The organism is Synergistota bacterium, assembly GCA_021159885.1.
In the GTDB taxonomy this organism is placed as follows: Bacteria; Synergistota; GBS-1; order GBS-1; family GBS-1; genus AUK310.
Map to the genome: position 1 here is coordinate 31571 of JAGHDO010000010.1, position 16895 is coordinate 48465.

At 44.2% G+C, this 16895-nt stretch carries 15 protein-coding genes; 7 read left to right on the forward strand and 8 right to left on the reverse strand.

All coding sequences use genetic code 11. The annotated features are described in order from the left end of the window. Positions 1 to 14: 14 nt before the first annotated feature. Genes J7M13_00760 through J7M13_00775 form a run of 4 tightly spaced genes read right to left on the reverse strand, consistent with a single transcriptional unit; the run spans position 15 to position 3865 of the window. Positions 15 to 1433: an FAD-binding oxidoreductase gene (locus J7M13_00760; GenBank protein ID MCD6362524.1), complete on the reverse strand. Its 1419-nt coding sequence runs from the start codon at positions 1431 to 1433 to the stop codon at positions 15 to 17. Continuing rightward, complete coding sequence (locus J7M13_00765) at positions 1426 to 2451, reverse strand: electron transfer flavoprotein subunit alpha/FixB family protein (GenBank protein MCD6362525.1); 1026 nt, start codon at positions 2449 to 2451, stop codon at positions 1426 to 1428. The genes J7M13_00760 and J7M13_00765 overlap by 8 nt, the downstream gene beginning before the upstream one ends. Positions 2452 to 2463: 12 nt before the next feature. Continuing rightward, the gene (locus tag J7M13_00770; GenBank protein ID MCD6362526.1) at positions 2464 to 3258 is read right to left on the reverse strand and encodes an electron transfer flavoprotein subunit beta/FixA family protein; all 795 of its coding nucleotides are present in this window, start codon (positions 3256 to 3258) and stop codon (positions 2464 to 2466) included. A 1-nt stretch (position 3259) separates the two neighbouring features. Next, complete coding sequence (locus tag J7M13_00775) at positions 3260 to 3865, reverse strand: GntR family transcriptional regulator (protein MCD6362527.1); 606 nt, start codon at positions 3863 to 3865, stop codon at positions 3260 to 3262. Between the two features lie 190 nt (positions 3866 to 4055). Between J7M13_00775 and J7M13_00780 the strand changes: the two genes are divergently transcribed. Further along, positions 4056 to 4850 carry an MBL fold metallo-hydrolase gene (locus tag J7M13_00780; GenBank protein ID MCD6362528.1) on the forward strand — a complete coding sequence of 265 codons (795 nt, stop codon included), beginning with the start codon at positions 4056 to 4058 and terminating at the stop codon, positions 4848 to 4850. Continuing rightward, a complete protein-coding gene (locus J7M13_00785) occupies positions 4847 to 5761 on the forward strand; it encodes an adenine nucleotide alpha hydrolase family protein (GenBank protein MCD6362529.1) in 915 nt (304 codons plus the stop codon). The genes J7M13_00780 and J7M13_00785 overlap by 4 nt, the downstream gene beginning before the upstream one ends. 25 nt (positions 5762 to 5786) lie before the next feature. Here J7M13_00785 and J7M13_00790 read toward each other — a convergent pair whose 3' ends face one another. Beyond that, positions 5787 to 7178: an aminotransferase class III-fold pyridoxal phosphate-dependent enzyme gene (locus tag J7M13_00790; protein ID MCD6362530.1), complete on the reverse strand. Its 1392-nt coding sequence runs from the start codon at positions 7176 to 7178 to the stop codon at positions 5787 to 5789. A gap of 190 nt (positions 7179 to 7368) precedes the next feature. Between J7M13_00790 and J7M13_00795 the strand changes: the two genes are divergently transcribed. The 3 genes from J7M13_00795 to J7M13_00805 are packed head-to-tail and all read left to right on the forward strand — an operon-like array spanning position 7369 to position 10162. Next, positions 7369 to 8346, forward strand: a complete 978-nt coding sequence (locus tag J7M13_00795; protein MCD6362531.1) for a TRAP transporter substrate-binding protein — start codon at positions 7369 to 7371, stop codon at positions 8344 to 8346. Between the two features lie 12 nt (positions 8347 to 8358). Then, entirely contained in the window at positions 8359 to 8877 is a 519-nt protein-coding gene (locus J7M13_00800) for a TRAP transporter small permease (GenBank protein MCD6362532.1), read from the forward strand. 1 nt (position 8878) lies between these two features. After that, the gene (locus J7M13_00805) at positions 8879 to 10162 is read left to right on the forward strand and encodes a TRAP transporter large permease (protein MCD6362533.1); all 1284 of its coding nucleotides are present in this window, start codon (positions 8879 to 8881) and stop codon (positions 10160 to 10162) included. Between the two features lie 51 nt (positions 10163 to 10213). Here J7M13_00805 and J7M13_00810 read toward each other — a convergent pair whose 3' ends face one another. From J7M13_00810 to ilvD, 3 genes are all read right to left on the reverse strand, one after another. Continuing rightward, on the reverse strand, positions 10214 to 11065 hold the full coding sequence (locus J7M13_00810) for an MBL fold metallo-hydrolase (protein MCD6362534.1): 852 nt from the start codon (positions 11063 to 11065) through the stop codon (positions 10214 to 10216). A 14-nt stretch (positions 11066 to 11079) separates the two neighbouring features. Then, the gene (locus J7M13_00815; GenBank protein ID MCD6362535.1) at positions 11080 to 12414 is read right to left on the reverse strand and encodes an amino acid permease; all 1335 of its coding nucleotides are present in this window, start codon (positions 12412 to 12414) and stop codon (positions 11080 to 11082) included. 98 nt (positions 12415 to 12512) lie between these two features. Next, complete coding sequence (gene ilvD, locus J7M13_00820; protein ID MCD6362536.1) at positions 12513 to 14183, reverse strand: dihydroxy-acid dehydratase; 1671 nt, start codon at positions 14181 to 14183, stop codon at positions 12513 to 12515. Between the two features lie 115 nt (positions 14184 to 14298). On the opposite strand from ilvD, the gene J7M13_00825 reads away from it, so the two are divergent. Both J7M13_00825 and J7M13_00830 read left to right on the forward strand, forming a co-directional pair. Then, positions 14299 to 16032 carry a HAMP domain-containing protein gene (locus J7M13_00825; GenBank protein MCD6362537.1) on the forward strand — a complete coding sequence of 578 codons (1734 nt, stop codon included), beginning with the start codon at positions 14299 to 14301 and terminating at the stop codon, positions 16030 to 16032. Then, positions 16029 to 16886, forward strand: coding sequence for a KaiC domain-containing protein (locus J7M13_00830; protein MCD6362538.1), 858 nt, complete (start codon positions 16029 to 16031; stop codon positions 16884 to 16886). The genes J7M13_00825 and J7M13_00830 overlap by 4 nt, the downstream gene beginning before the upstream one ends. The last annotated feature ends 9 nt before the right edge of the window (positions 16887 to 16895 follow it).

Consider the following 16895-nt stretch of genomic DNA (forward strand, 5'->3'; position numbering starts at 1 on the left):
TGCTTTATATGGGTTTAAAACAGCTTGCCCGGATTCATTATGTTATTGGGATCCCATAACTTCTTAAGCTGTTTCATAAGCTCAACTTCTTTCTTCTTGGTCTCTCCAAGAACGTGCTTCTTCACGAAACCTATTCCGTGCTCTCCGCTCGCAGCTCCACCGAGCTCAGCCGCTTTTAAAGCGATCTTATCGAGAATTTCCTCTGACATATATCTCCAATCTTCAGGTTTCACGTCTGCTGGCTTCATAGGAGCGGGGTGAAGGTTTCCATCCGCAGCGTGAGCAGCAACCGGAACCTTAACTCCATAATCCTTGGATATCTTCTCTATGAAAGCCATCATTTCAGGTATCTCAGATGTCGGAACGACCACATCTCCAGTCGGAACATAAGGATCTACCGCTTTTATTCCCTCAAGCCAGTTTCTCCTGACCTTCCAGATTATCTCGGATGTGCTTCTATTATCCGCTATAAAAACATCAAGAGCTCCGTTAGCAAGAGTAGCCTTACCAACTTTCTCGTATATTTCCTCAAGCTGACCTTTAGTTCTGCCCTCAAACTGCACTATCAGATAGGCTTCTGCTTCGTCTTGGAAGGGAAGCGTCGTATTGTTATACTTAACACCAAGTTGAACGGAAACCTTATCTATAAACTCAACCGCCGTTGGCAGCTCCTTGCTCTCGGTTATGACTATCGGCACGTTTCTTATGGCATCTTCCACAGTTTTAAAAGGCATAAGCATATCTACGGTCTTCCCAGGCAGGGGAATCAAGTTCACGAAAATTTTGGTAAATATGGCAAGCGTTCCCTCAGAACCAACGAGCAGTTTCACGAAGTTATAACCGCTCGAATCTTTCCTCCTTTTACCACCAAATTGCACTATTTCTCCATTAGGCAAGACCGCTTCTATCCCGAGGACATGATGTCCCGTATTTCCATACTTTATAACTTTACTCCCCCCAGCGTTCGTCGCGACATTACCACCTATGAAGCTTGTCTCTACGCTCATGGGATACCCGGCATAGTAAAGCCCTTCCTCGGCAACGCGCTTACAGAGATCATTCGTAACGACACCTGGTTCCACAACCGCAACGAGATTTTTCTTATCTATCTCTATAAGCGAGTTCATTCTCTCGAGGGAAATAACTATGCCACCGTAGATTGGAACACATCCACCCGCGAGACCGCTTCCCGCCCCTCTCGGCGTTATCGGAATCTTCTCCTCATTGGCCAACTTAACTATCCTTGAGATCTGCTCGGCATTTTCGGGCTTAACTACAACATCCGGCATATGTGCATAATACTCTCCGCCCGCTTCATCTGCGGAATAGCTTTCAAGGGCTTCCTTATCCTCATATATGACCGCCTTCTCACCGACTATTCTCCTTAGCTCCTTTACAAATGACGGCGTGACCTTTCCAAACTCATCAGCCATCTTTCTTACCCTCCTTGCGTTCCTTTATCTTCTCTATAAGCAAAGGAACTATCTCAAAGAGATCCCCAACTATGCCGAAATCTGAAACCTTGAATATGTTCGCTTCCGGATCCGTGTTAATTGCAACCACGGTCTCAGATGAGGTCATCCCCGCAAGATGCTGGACAGCTCCCGAGATCCCTATAGCCATGTATAGCCTCGGGCTTACGGTTTTTCCGCTTAACCCAACTTGGTGAGAGTAAGAAATCCATCCCATATCGACTGCCTGTCTTGAAGCTCCTACTGCTCCTTCAAGAAGGCGAGCAAGCTCGTAAAGCATTTTGAAGTTTTTCTCCCCCTTAAGTCCCTTTCCTCCCGCCACGACTACGTCTGCTTCCTGCAGAGGAGCTTCCGTCGTTTCATCCTTGATGAACTTCAAAAACCTTACCTTAGATCTATAGAGCTCCTCCGGATACTCTTTAATGATTATTTCTCCCTTCCTCGATGTATCTTTGGGAAGAGGTCTTTTAGATCTCGGGCGGACGGTAGCCATCTGAGGCCTGTGATTCGGGGTTTTTATAGTTGCCATCACGTTTCCACCTATCGCGGGCCTCGTTTGAAGCAAAAGACGGGTATCGGGTTCTACATCAAGTCCCGTGCAATCGGCAGTTAATCCCGTCTCTATTCTCGCTGCTAATATCGGCATGACGGTTCTTCCAAGAGTGGTAGCTGAAGCTATAAAGATCTCAGGTTTATATTCCTCAAGGAGGCGCTCAAGCACACGAGAGTAAACATCCGGCGTGAAACGCTCGAGCAAAGGATGATTAACAGCATAAACTTTATCAGCTCCTCTATATATGAGCTCCTCTAACCTATCCTTAATTCCATACCCTATAATCACACTCGAGAGCTCTACACCGAGCTTATCAGCAAGGGCTCTCCCCCAGTTTAAAAGCTCAAACGATATGGAGCTTATCTCCCCATCCCTACACTCGCCCAGGGTCCACACTCCGCGAAACTCGCTCAAATTCCCTTTCATAGCAGGTCCCTCCTAAAGTATCTCTTTTTCCTCAAGAAAGCTTATAAGCTCCTCTACCGCTTTCTCTGGATCTTTTCCGTCAACTATCTTCCCGCTTCTTGAGAGCTTGGGATAGAAAATCCTGACAACCCTCGTCGGTGAACCATCAAGTCCTATTCTCCCTCTGTCAAGGTTTAAATCTTCCGCAGTTAAAATAGGTATTTCTGCCTCCTTCGCTCTAAGCTTTCCAGCAAGATTCGGTATTCTTGGCTCATTTATCTCCTTAACCACGCTTATTAAAACTGGAAGATCCGTTTCCACTACCTCGTGTCCTCCTTCAATCGCTCTTTGAACTCTTATGTAGCCATTCCCTATCTCCTCTATCTTGCTTACGTAGGTTAATGCTATGAGATCAAGCTGAGAGGCAACGCTTGGGCCTACCTGGCCGGTTTCTCCATCGGTTGCCCTCTCACCGGTGAAAATTATGTCGAAACCACCGAGATACTCTATAGCCTTAGCGAGAGCATAAGCGGTAGCCAAGGTATCCGAACCAGCGAGAAGCCTATCAGAAAGCAGATACCCCCTATCGCATCCCATAGATATAGCATCTTTAATCGCTTCTATAGCCATGCGGGGGCCCATAGATATCACCGTAATATCAGCTTCTCCATTCAATCGCTCTTTAACTCTCACGGCTTCCTCAACCGCATACATATCAAGAGGATTAAGCTCTGCTTCCATTTCGCTTCTTATCATCGTTCCCGTTTTCTCATCCATCTTTACCTTATCGGTCGCGGGAACCTGCTTGACCAAAACACAGATCCTCAAGTTAACACCTCCCCGCCTCTAAGATCTTCTCAAGAACGGTATCAACATGCCTTCTCATGACCTCTTCAGCCTTCCTTGGATCCCCCTGCTTAACGAGCTCGACTATCTCTATATGATCTTGAAATGATGTCTCCATAACTCCCGGTATATAAAGGGATTTCAGCCTGTAAGCATCTATGTAGGAGACCATGCCATCGAGAACCTTTAGAAGCCTTTCATTCCCAGAAAACAACCATATAAGCCTGTGAAATTCAGCATCCGCATCCGAGTAAGCTATTATATTTTTTCTCTCTATAGCACATCTCATCTCCTCTATTTTCCCTTCAAGCTCCTTTACCTCTTCCTCCTCCCTGCTCTTTATAAAGAGCCTCACCGCAAGTCCCTCGAGAACGCTCCGAATCTGGAAAACCTCCTCGATATCCTCGATAGATATCTCAGCAACAAAAGCTCCCTGATTGGGAACAAGCTTCACGAAACCCTCCACAGAAAGTCTATGAATTGCCTCTCTCACTGGGGTTCTACTGACACCAAGCTGACGAGCAAGCTTAGTCTCAACGAGCCTGCTTCCCTGAGGGAGATCACCGTTTAAAATTGCCTCTTTAAGCACTTTATAAACCTTCTGCGTCAAAAGCTCATATCCGTCAATCTTTCTTAAGGAAATAGGGCTTCACCTCTTGTAGATTGTATACAGTATATTTCATATTGTATTATAACCGTTTTAAATATCCTCGTCAAGATCCTGGTTGACAAAAATAAGCTCATCCTCCAGCATATTAGGAGAAAGGAGGCGAGCTAAAATGAGGGGTATCGTGCTACTTCTAACACTCTTCTTCATGGGAACGGGAGCGATCAAGGGAAGCGAAGAGCTCATCAGAATAACCATCGTTTACGATAACGAGCTGTGCAGCGAAAGCGACGGATTGATCAGAGATTGGGGGTTCTCCTGCCTGATCAAGTATAATAGGAAAAATATTCTCTTCGATACTGGAGGAAATGGAAAAATCTTGCTTGAGAACATGAAACTTCTTAACATAGATCCGAGATCGGTGAGCGCGGTCTTTCTCTCCCACGCGCATGGAGACCATACTGGAGGACTCGCAAGCTTTCTCAGAGAAAATCATAATGTCAGCGTATATATCCCAAAAGCGTTTCCTGATAGGATAAAGAAGGAAATCACGCACCTGGGAGCAAATCTCCTTCAAATAGGAAGAGATCCTCAGCAAATAGGTGAAGGAGTCTACTCAACAGGTGAGCTTGGAGAGTGGATAAAGGAACAATCCTTGATACTTGATACTCCCCGAGGCTCTATAGTGATAACCGGATGTGCGCACCCTGGCATAGTAAAAATAGCGGAGAGAGCAATGAAAATAACGGGGAAGAAAATTCTTCTCCTTATAGGAGGGTTTCACCTCTGTGGAATAAGAAAAAGTGAAATAACCCACATAGCTCTCCACCTTAAGAAACTCGGTGTAATCAACGTTGCTCCGACCCACTGCTCAGGCGAGAAAGCTCGCTTGATATTTAAAGAAATATTTGGTAAAAACTATATTCCAGCGGGGTTAGGAATAACTATAAGGGGTGACAAGCTTTGAAAAAGAGGAAGTGCAAGATGTGTGGGAAGGAAGCGATTTTTTTCTTTAGATCCCACAGGATTGCTTTATGCGAAGACTGTGCTAAAAGGTTCGTGGAAAGGCGGGTTGAAAGAACCATAAAATCATATAAGCTTCTTAAAAAAGACGATAGAATCCTAATTGCCGTATCCGGGGGAAAAGACAGCTTAGCGCTGTGGCAGATTTTGGAAAATCTTGGCTATCAAGCGGATGGAATGTTTATAGATCTAGGAATACCCTATTTTTCCACAGTATCAATGGAAAAAAGCAAGTTACTGGCAGAGAAGCTGTCCCGAAAGCTATTCATAGTTAAGATAGAGGATTTTTTTAACATGAATCTTATAGAACTCGCTCGAAAGGAGAAAAGAGAACCATGTGCCTTCTGTGGCATGATCAAGAGATATATAATGAACAAGACAGCATTAGACCATGGCTATAATGTTATAGCAACCGGTCATCATCTCGACGATGAATGCTCCGTGCTTTTAGGAAACGTTTTAAACTGGCAGATAGAGTACCTTAGAAGGCAAGGTCCCATCCTGAACGAAAGGGAGGGGTTCGTCAGAAAGGTAAAGCCATTAGCCCTATGTAGTGAAGAAGAGATAAAAGGTTATGTTGAAGTTTCAAAAATAGATCACGTTTTGGGTGGATGCCCTCTGTCTAAAGGAGCCACATCTCATTTCTATAAAGATATAATGAACCAAATAGAGAGAAAAATGCCAGGAGCAAAACTCAGATTTTACAAGGAATTTCTCAAAAACAAGAAAAGGCTTTTTGGAGAGGAAGTTCCACCTCAGCTTAAGCCATGCGAGAGATGCGGTTATCCCACCACCGCAGGGATATGCACCTTCTGCAGGCTCAGAGAAAAGGTTAAAAATAAGGGAGGCGTTTAAGATTAAACGCCTCCCTTAAAAACCATTACCATCCTTTAAGAAACCTCGTTACATCATCTGGAACTTTACCATCGCGAACATCGCGCATCGCTTCCTCTATTATACTTACGCCACGCTCAAGCTCCTCTTCTCTAATAACAAGCGGAGGTGCAATCCTTAAAACGTTACCCCCTTTGCCAAAAGTAACGAGTATTAGACCCTTTTCCCAAGCTCTCCAGCATATCTTAAGAGCGGTTTCTCTATCAGCTTCTTTCGTCTCCCTGTCTTTCACGATATCAATACCTATGAGAAAACCTACTCCTCTAACATCTCCTATAAAATCAAAGTCGTTCTTTAAACTCTCAAACTCATCGATAAGGCGTTTCCCTAAGCTGCTCGTCCTACCAAGCAGTTTTTCTTCCCCCACGACCTCAATGGTTGCCATAGCGGAGCTTGCGCTGACCGCATGACCAAGATGAGTAAAAACGAAAAGCGGAGGAGGAACGCTTTCCATTATCTCCTCTTTACCCACGGCAGCAGATATGGGCATGCCGCCACCGAGAGCCTTCGCGGTTGAAATTATATCCGGGACAACGCCGAAATGCTCAATCCCCCACCATTTACCCGTCCTGCCTATCCCGGTTTGAACCTCCTCATCGATAAGAACGATCCCATATTTGTCGCAAAGCTTTCTCAATCCTTTAAAAAATTCAACCGGAGGTATTACAACACCAGCATCGCCTTGCATGGGTTCTATAATAATCGCTGCCACGTCCCCAGAAAGCCTCTCGATTTCACGCTTAACGTTCTCAAGTGCCCTATCGCTCAAAGCTTGGGGATCCTTATAGCCATCTATTCCCCAGCTATTTCTATAAGGATCAGGGTACTCCAGAAAGCTTATCTCAGATATTGGATAAACTTTATTTCTCACTTCCGGTTTTAATATACCGGTTGCGGAAAGAGCCCCATATGTCATACCATGATAAGAATCCAGAAAAGATATAACATGTTTTTTCCCGGTATAAGCCCGCGCAGACTTAATAGCGGAATCAACGCTATCCGAACCAGAAAAACCAAAGGTTACCTTTTTCCTAAAATCTCCAGGAGTAATTTCCACCAGCGCTTTCGCAAGTTTCACAGGAGCCTCGTGATAGAGATAAACGATAGTATAGTTAAGTACTTTATCGATTTGCTTTTTTATCGCGTCAACGACCTTAGGGTGCCTGTGCCCGACATTATAAACACAAGCGCTGGTTAGAAAATCGATATACTCATTTCCATCTAAGTCCCATACCTTAGCTCCCTCCGCCCTCTCAACGCAGAGAGGATAATACTTTAAGGAAGCAGCAGATGCAATATAAGCGCTATCCTCCTTAGCAAGCTCCAAGCTTTTTCCTATATTCCTGGACACATACCTTTCAATATCAGCCCATCTCATTCTCACACAGCCCTCCCCTTAAGAAGGATCCTCATCAAGATAACACAGATCTTAAAGTATTGTCAAGCTTCGTAGCAAAAGATAAGGAAATTTTAGAAGAAACCGCACGAAACAAAAACGAATTTGACACATCAAATTCTTAGAGATAAAATCTCCTAATAAGAAGATTACTGCAGGAGGTGGGAGCTATATGAAGAAACGATATTTCGTGAGTCTGATGTTGGTCATATTCACCGTTATCGCCGTGGGCGCGGTAGCCTCCGCTAAAATCAATATCAAGCTTGCTCACGTGGTGAATACCCAAGACGCTTTTCACATCTGTGCTGTGAAATTCAAGGAGCTCGTCGAGAAGGAAACCAACGGGGAGGTAACCATAACGATCTATCCAAACGCACAGCTTGGAGACGAGAGAACGCTCCTTGAGAGGATGAAAATGGGCGTAGTAGACGCCGGCGTTATAACCACAGGGCCTATAATCAACTTCGTGCCAAGGTTCGGAGTCATAGACCTCCCATTTTTATTCAGAGGACCAGAGCATGCATATAAGGTTCTGGACGGTCCCATAGGAAAGAGCCTGCTTAAAGACATGGAAAAGCAGGGATGGAAGGGTCTTGCCTTCGCAGAAAGAGGATTTCGCAATCTTACAAATAGCAAAAGACCCGTTTACAAACCCGCAGATGTTAAGGGGCTCAAGATAAGGGTCATGCAGAACCCTGTATACGTGGATACCTTTAAAGCCCTTGGGGCTAACGCGGTTCCCATGGCCTGGACCGAGGTCTTGACTGCACTGCAGCAGGGCACCGTGGATGGTCAGGAAAATCCATTAAACGTCATTTATGCATTTAAGCTATATGAAGTTCAGAAATATCTCGCCATGACGAGACATGCTTATGCGCCAGCTGTCATAATGATGAGCTTAAAGACATGGAAAAGGCTTCCTGAAAAGCATAGAAAGGTCATTCAGGAAGCTGCACAGAAAGCCGCTGAATACGAGAGAAACTATGACAACAGTAAGGAAACTGAATGGTTAGCCTTCGTCAAGAAAAAGGGAATGGTAGTTACCTATCCGGATATAGAAGCCTTCAGAAAAGCGGTAAAACCGGTTTACGATAAATACGCGCCTAAGTTCGGAGTTAAGCTCGTCGAGGCTATAATAAACACCAAATAAAAATTTTAGAAAATGAGCAGAAAAATGGATAACGGGGCTGGGGGAAAAATCCACCGCCCCGTTATCATGCTTTTAAGTGATAGGGTAAATAAGATTTGTGAGATCGTTCTTTTCATCTTTATCTTTGCTATGATAATTACAACAACGATGCAAGTAATTTTCAGGTTTTTCTTTCAAGCCCTCTCCTGGTCCGAAGAAATCACGCGATTTCTACTCGTTTGGTCATCCCTAATAGGAGCGGCAATAGCGTTTAAGCGCGGATCCCACATAGCGGTTACATTCGTGATAGAAAGATTCCCTCCCGCTCTTCGAAAGCTGGCGGTGGTGATAACACATATATTGGGGGTCATATTTTTCTTCATCGTTCTCTGGTACGGCATAGAGCTGATGATCGAGGAGTCAACGCAGACTTCACCGGCGCTTAACATTCCCATGCCTTACATATACTCCATCTATCCAATTATGGGAGCCGTAATCATACTCCACCTTGCATCCGGACTTATGGAAGCCTTCGGGAAGGAGAGTGAATAAAATGGGATGGCTTCTTTTCGGCACGTTTTTCCTTCTCATGCTCCTGGGAGCCCCTATTGCCCTTGCGATAGGTATTGCTGCACTCCTTATCTTCATAATTAGCGACATACCCTTGCAAATGGTTCCACAAACACTATTTGAGGGAAATGACTCTTTCGCACTTGTCGCAGTCCCATTCTTTATTCTTGCTGGAGATATACTCGCTAAAGGGGGAATATCAGAGAGAATTATCGCTTTTGCTGAAGCAACCCTTGGGAAGATAAGAGGAGGCCTCGCTATAGTATCCATAGTCGCATCTATGTTCATAGCAGCTATATCTGGTTCAGGTGCGGCAACTACCGCTGCGGTTGGTTCTGCTCTCCTCCCAGAGCTTAAGAAAAAAGGATATGATATAGATTTCTCCTCCGCACTCATTGCTTCATCCGGAACAATAGGGGTCGTAATTCCCCCAAGCGTTCCAATGGTATTATATGGCGTCATAGCAGGAGAATCGGTATCAAAGCTTTTTATGGGCGGATTTATTCCCGGAGCTCTGATGGGATTAGCCTTGGTTGGACTGGCAATATATGTAGCAAGGAAACGAAACTATCCTCCCGGAACCTCACTACCTGGAAGGGAAGTATTAAGCAGATTTCTGTCCTCCCTCTGGGGGTTAATGACTCCCGTTATAATTTTGGGAGGCATATTTTCAGGTGTATTCACTCCCTCCGAGGCAGCCGCAATAGCGGTAGATTATAGCCTAATAGTCGCGTTCTTTATTTATAAGGGATTAACCCTAAAAAAAATCTTTAAGATAGTTGTAAATGCGGGAGTGACCTCATCGCTCGTCATGTTCATAATAGCCACCGCAAAATTATTCGGCTGGGGACTCGCTTTCTACCAAGTTCCAGAAAAGATAGCTAAAGCTCTTCTCTCAACAGTGGGAAATGAACCTCTTTTAATCTATCTCGTTATAGACATCATCATCTTGCTCGCAGGAATGTTCATGGAAACAGCTTCCGCTCTTATAATACTAACCCCCATATTTCTCCCAACCATCCTCAAGCTTAATGGCAATCTCATTCATTTTGGACTAATGGTCGTTATAGGCTTAGCCATAGGAATGGCAACGCCTCCGGTAGCAATAAACATATACGTAGCAAGCGCAATAACGGGACTAACGCTTGAGCAGATAAGCAAATCGATCTTACCAATGGTGCTGGCGCTAATTGGCGTTTTAATCCTTATAACCTATTTCCCGTCTCTCACGCTCCTGCTGCCCAGGATATTTCTTGGAGCCGGTTAAACCTGTTAAGATAAATTAAGGGGAAGGGACCTATTATCCCTTCCCTTTTTTTCAAAGTTGCGAACTTTCTATAATCATCCCACAATGTAACTTATGAAATCCCTCTTTAAAGGCATCGGCAAAAAGGCACTCCGCTTTAAATCCGGTGCAATGGCCCGTGTAAACGGAGCTTAAGCCAAGCTCCTTCAAAGTAGCCATGGTTTTCCTTATTCTCTCCTCCGAAGCCTCTATAAGATGAAACCCCCCGATAACCGCGGAAAGATCTTTGACACCAGTTATGTCCATAGCTTTCTTAAGCATGCTCACTATGCCAGGATGAGAACATCCGCTTATAAGGAGTAGCTTTGAATTATCAACGATGGCTAAACCGATCTCATCTTCAACGCTGTCTTTAAGAAGTTTTCCGCTCTCAATTTTATAAAGCGATATCGTAGGATACCTTTCAAAATCAAGTTTTTCCTCGTCCCTTATCTCCCCCGTTGTGAAAACTCCCTTCGCTATTTCAATCGGATCCTCAGACAATACCCACACTCCTCCCAGTTTCTCTACTTCTTCCCTCAAACGAGGATGAATTCCCACATAGAAAAAACCTCCCTCAAGGGCAAAACTCATTTTAAAGATCTTCGGATGAGCAAATATCGGGATCTCTTTTCCTATACGTCTTACAAGTTCATGAATCCCTCCCGTGTGATCGAGGTGACTATGAGACAGGACTATCATGTCTATACTCTTAGGATCTATTCCAAGCTTATCCATGTTAAATAAGATAGGCTCGGCATAAGTCGCGGTGTCAAAGAGAATCCTCTCCCCGTCTTTTTCTATTAAAAAAGATATCCCATGTTGAGCCCAAAATGGACTGTTATATCCCACATAATCTTCCGCGAGAACGTATATCTTAAACATATAAGAATCCTCCCTCACTCAAGATATCTTCCCCTGGGCCATTCAGAAACAAGCTTCTTCACCTCTTCCTTATTCTTGCTAAAACCTACAAAGTAAACGATAGTCCCTATAAGAAGCCATATACCGAAGTAAGCTAAAGCCTTTGGCCCTTGAAGGATCAGGAAATAAACCGATATACCTAAGCCCAGCACAGGAAAAATTATCTTCCATCCGTCAAGCTTAAAGAAGTTCCCCTTTTCATACATTTCAGGAAATCTCTTGGGCAGGAAAAACACGCAAAGGTGAAAGGCTATCCACTCAAGCAGAAATGAGGCAACCACTATCTCAGCAACAAGCTGAATAGTTCCCGTAATTATAAGAAAGATAGCTATGATATCGCCAACTATAAGAGCAACGTGAGGAATGCCATATTTGTTTATTTTATAAAAACCGGGCAATAGCTTATCTCTCGATAGAGAAAAGGCAACTCTCGCTGCTGTCGCTTGCTCCCCGTTATGAGATGTTAAGATAGCCGCCCACGCAACGAGAACGATAAAAGCCACGCCAAAGGATCCCATAAAAGTAGATGCGGCAGTGGCGTAAGGAGCCTTGGAAGCCGCAAACTTACCCCACGGGAGAACCCCAACGCAAACCAAGCTCGAGGACACATACAGAACTATAGGGATCAATACACCAAGCAAAACAGCTTTAGGCAAAATCGATGGATCTCTGACTTCCTCACCGATATCTGTAGCCACGGTTATACCCGCATAGGCGAATATCAAAAGAGAAGCTGCTTTAAGAACCCCACTGAACCCCATAGGAGATCCCATTCTAAGGTAAGCCAACTTCATATGAGGAAGTCCAAGAAACGTAAAGATCAATATGCCCAGAACCAAGAATATAAAAAGAATATTTTGAACAACCGCGACCAACTTGATACCCAAGTAGTTTATAACGAGAAAAGCAAGCGTAAGCACAACAGCTCCAGCGATAACAGACATGTTAAAGCTAACGCCGGGCAAAGCATTAAGATAGTTTATGAACGCCTTGGCGGTAATAGCGATAGGACCTATAATCGCAAGCCACATTGACCAACCAGTTAGAAATCCAAAAAGAGGATGGATGATTCTCGATGGATATACATAGCTTCCTCCCTCAACGGGGTAGAACGAAGAAAGCGATGCCGTCGTGAGTCCAATCAATATAATGGGAACAGCGCCTATAAGATAAGCAAGCCAGACCAAAGATCCTGAAAACTTAGCAGCGATCCCCGTAACTATAAAAAGCCCCGCTCCTATAACGATGCCCGCAACTATCGAAGTGGTGTCTAAGAGTCCCAGCTCACTTCTCAATCTCCCCTTACTCATCTCCTCTTTCCCCCTCCCTAAAATGTTTTGAAATAGCTTGCTTGAAATATATCATAGCTGAGAATTAGTGTCAACAAAGCTGTGCAAAGATGCAATAGCTAAGGATTAAGAAGCACCGCTCCTTTATTAGCCGAAGAAACCAGTTTTGAATACCTCGCCAGATAACCGGTCTTATACTTTGGAGGAGGTGGAGTCCATTCCGCAAGCCTTCTTTTTATCTCCTCTTCTGAAACTCGGAGGATCAGCTTTCTATTCGGTATATCAATTTCTATCTCATCTCCCTCCTTCACTACAGCTATAGGTCCTCCCCTCTGAGCCTCAGGAGAAACATGGCCTATGACCGCTCCCCTGCTTCCTCCGGAAAATCTTCCATCGGTTATAAGAGCCACGCTTCCGTCAAGCCCCATACCTGCAATAGCAGATGTGGGAGCAAGCATCTCTCTCATTCCTGGACCTCCAGCAGGCCCCTCATACCTTATCACAACAACATCTCCCTCGCGTATTTTCCCAGCATAGATAGCTTCTATAGCTTCTTCCTCTGAATTAAAAACGCGAGCCTCACCAACATGATGGAGCATCTCTTTTTTAACCGCAGCTTCCTTAACTACAGCGCCATCGGGAGCAAGATTTCCCCAAAGTATGGTAAGACCACCTCTCTCGCTATAGGGATCCTCAACGCTCCTTATAACCTCTCTATCAAGAACGCGAGCGTCCTTAATTACCTCACCGAGGCTAACCCCCATAACCGTCATAGCATCAAGCTTAAGCAAGTTAAGCTTAGAGAGCTCCTTCAACACGGCAGGAATTCCTCCCGCCCTATTCAAATCTTCTATATGCTGCCTGCTTGCTGGACTGATTTTGCACAGGGTTGGAGTTTTCCCTGAAAGCTCATCAAACTTGGTGAGTGGAAGATCCACACCAGCCTCATAGGCTATAGCGGGAAGGTGCAGGACCGTGTTAGTTGAACCTCCCAGAGCAAGATCAAGAACTATCGCGTTATGAAAGGCCTCCTCAGTCATTATATCCCTCGCCTTAATTCCTCGCTTGACAAGCTCAACGACTTTTATCCCCGCCTTAAACGCTATTCTTTTCCTAATACCGTCATATCCCGCAGGAACTGTCCCGTTTCCGGGAATAGCCATTCCGAGAGCTTCAGAAAGGCAATTCATCGTATTCGCGGTAAACATTCCCGCGCATGAGCCACAGCCTGGGCAGGCAACCATAGAAAGCTTTTCAAGATCTTCCTCAGAAATTTCTCCTTTCTTAAGCTTGCCTATCCACTCAAAAACGGTTATGAGATCAACAGCTTCCCCATCGTACAGAGGAGACAGCATCGGACCACCACTGACTATAACCGCGGGGAGGTTAAGCCGAGCAGCTGCCATAAGCATACCGGGAATTATCTTGTCGCAGTTAGTAATGAGAACCAGACCATCAAGCTGATACGCGTTAGCCATCGTCTCTATGGAATCCGCTATGAGCTCTCTTGAAGGAAGTGGATACTTCATTCCCTCATGTCCCATAGCTATGCCATCACATATGCCTATAACGGGAAACTCCATAGGAGTTCCACCCGCGTGCATTACTCCTCTTTTAGCAGCATAAGATATAAAATCGAGATGAACATGCCCGGGGATCATTTCATTAGCAGCATTCACCACTCCAATTAGAGGTTTTTTTAACTCTTCCGGTGAGTAACCCATAGCATAAAATAGAGATCTGTGAGGTGCCCTTTCAACTCCTTCCGCTACTCTTCTGCTTCTTAGCATAAGCTTCTTCACCTCCTCAAAGTTAAACACGAAAGAATTATAACTCTCTTGCGGGAGGATAACAAGGATAATGCTATAATATAATTACTTCCGCCTATTGAAAGGAGGGAAAGCCATGAAACTCAGCAGCAAAGTAGTCATCGGATTCACGGTAGTAATAGGTATAATGTTAATTTTAACCCTTTATTGCTTAAATACCATTTCAACAATGCAAGCTCAAGCAACCAAAATAAGAGAAATGGACACTCCTCTACTTATTGAAAGCGAGCGGTTTAAAACAGATATAGCAAGAATAAGCAGATATTTCTCCGCTCGCTTTCACGCTGAGTTAAAGAAATTTAATCTTGAGAGAGCGCTCGAGGAAGCGCGGAACCGTTTAAACAAGATCCTCAGCATAGCGGAAAAAATGAAAGACCAGCAGGATATAGCAAAGGTAAACGAGCTTAAAAACGACTTTAACGCTTATATATCTCTTTCTTCAGACATAGCATCCGCCTTAAACAAGGGCGCTTCCCTCGAAAGCCTGAGAACTAAGCTTGAAAATCTCGCTCAAAAGAGGGAGATCCTTGAGGACAGAGCTAATCAGCTCGCATACTCAGCGCAAAGTAGATTAGATAAGCTTAATTTGATAGCGAAAAGCTATGCCATCGATATGAAGAGAATTTCTATAGTACTGCTTATAGTAGGAATAGCAATAGCTATTGGAATATCAGCATACCTATCCCTGCGCCTTAAGAAAACCCTATCCCATCTGCTTGAAGGAGCTGAAAGACTAACTAAAGGAGACTTAGCTTTCAAAATGCCTCAGCCTAAGGGAAACGATGAGATATCACAATTAATTAAGGCTTATAACATGATAGTAGACTCGTTCAAGAAATCCTTAATAGAAATTCGAGAAAAAGCATTAACCATAGACGATGAAGTCGAAAAGGTAAAGAGAGCATCGGAAAGCTCAACGCAGAAGCTTATCGAGATAACAGAGAGAATAAAGACTATTTCTGAAAAGATGGAAGACAACACCGCAAATGTCGAAAATATAAATGCAAGCATCGAAGAGGTTACCGCATCTACCACCGAGGTTGCTAAACAAGCTGAAACGATAGCTCATGAAGCCAACAATATTACAACATTCGCTCAAGAAGGCGGGAAGAAAGTGGAAGAAGCTATCTCAAAGCTTAAAGATATATCAACAAGCGTTAAGAGCATCGAACAAATAGCACTGACCCTTGTCGACATAGGAAAATCCATAGAGACATTTGCAGGAACCATCTCAAACATAGCCGATCAAACTAACCTCCTCGCATTAAACGCGGCAATAGAAGCAGCCCGCGCTGGAGAAGCTGGAAGGGGTTTCGCCGTCGTCGCTGAGGAGATAAGAAAGCTCGCTGAGGAATCAAACAAGGCTGCACAGGAAATAGAGAAGCTAACCCAGAGCATAAGATACGAAACACAAAAGGTCGTTGGAGAAATAAAAAGCACAATAGAAGAAGTGGCAAGAAGCTCCTCCATAGCAGATGAAGCGTCGATAAAGCTTAACCAGATAATAGAAAGTATCGCAACTATAAGCGAGAAGATAGAAACAGTTGCGGGATCTACCGAAGAGCAGAGCGCTGCGCTACATGAGATAGCGAAAGCGATAGACTCGATAGCGAACAACACTCTTAGGGTATCTGGAGAGATAGAGGAGATAAACGAAGCGGTGGAAACAAATACGGCCTCCTTTGAGGAAATTACAGCAAGCTTAGAAGAGCTTGCCAGAATCGCTGAACGACTCAGAGAGATAGTATCGCAGTTTAAGATGGAGGATAAAGCTAAGGAAACCGCAATAAAAGAGGTAAAAGAGGAATGAAAGAGGCAAAAGTCGTAGAGAGAGCTCTCTCTCTCGCAAGCGATCTTAAGAATAAGGCTCCAAAGCTTTTCGGGATAGCAAGCGGAGTAGAGGGGCTCGATGAGCTCTTCTACTCCGTTGAACTTAAAAATGGAAAGATCGTGAGGAAACCGCTTGGAGGTTATCCCTATAGAGCTGTTATAAATCTGACCGGCATGCCCGATACCGGTAAATCACTTATGGCGGAGCAATTCGCGGTAAAGCAAGCATCCTTGGGGTATCCCGTTTGCTTTGTAACGGTAGAAAGCCCTGCACCGTTTCTAATGCAGGGGCTAAAGATAAGATCAAACGCAATGGGTATAAAATGGGAAGAGGTAGAAAACAAGATAGCAATTATAGATGCAGCTACATATTCTATTCTTAGAGAAGACCTCCCAAGCTTGCTTAAAACTATAGAAAAAGCTATCGAAGAGTATGAGATAAAATCCGTAATAGTAGACTCTATAACTGGCTTATACGAAGCAAAAGAAATAATGGCAAGATCAATAGTAAGGAAGGTCTTCAATTTCTTAAAAAGATTTGGCCAAACAGGTCTACTGATAAGCCAGAAAAGAAGCAGTCATGAAGCTGAGTCCGCCGAAGCAGCCGGCGGATATGCGGTTAGCCACATTTGCGATGTTAGCATGGTAACAGCGAAAAAGGTTATTCAGACTCAAAGAGATGAAAAGATATTCAAAAAGACACCTGGAACGCTGGTAAGAACCTTCAGAATAGATGGGTCAAGAATGTGCGGACATGATACTGATACTCATCTGCTTGAAATAACAGAAACGGGTCTCGCTAAGATAGGCCCAAAGATTGCAGAAATCGAGTAGGGAGTGAGA